1 pseudogene is annotated in these 237 nt (G+C 55.3%); it reads right to left on the minus strand.

The annotated features are described in order from the left end of the window. Window positions 1-237, minus strand: a pseudogene (locus RWK90_RS17325) (hypothetical protein); the annotation flags it as partial.

Raw genomic sequence — 237 nt, forward strand, 5'->3', positions numbered from 1 at the left:
TGGTGCCCGTTGTGAGATCCCAGAGGCGCAGCGTTCCGTCCCAGGAGCCCGAGAGGGCAAACTGACCATCAGAGGAGATAACAACATCACTAACGAAGTGGGAGTGACCTCTCAGAGCACGCTGTGGTATGCCATAGTTGGTCTCATCTCTGGTCAGCTTCCACATGATGATGGTCTTGTCTCGAGACGCAGACAGGATCATGTCCGGGAACTGCGGTGTGGTGGCGATCTGTGTTA

This window comes from Dietzia sp. CH92, assembly GCF_032248695.1.
Taxonomy (GTDB): Bacteria; Actinomycetota; Actinomycetes; order Mycobacteriales; family Mycobacteriaceae; genus Dietzia.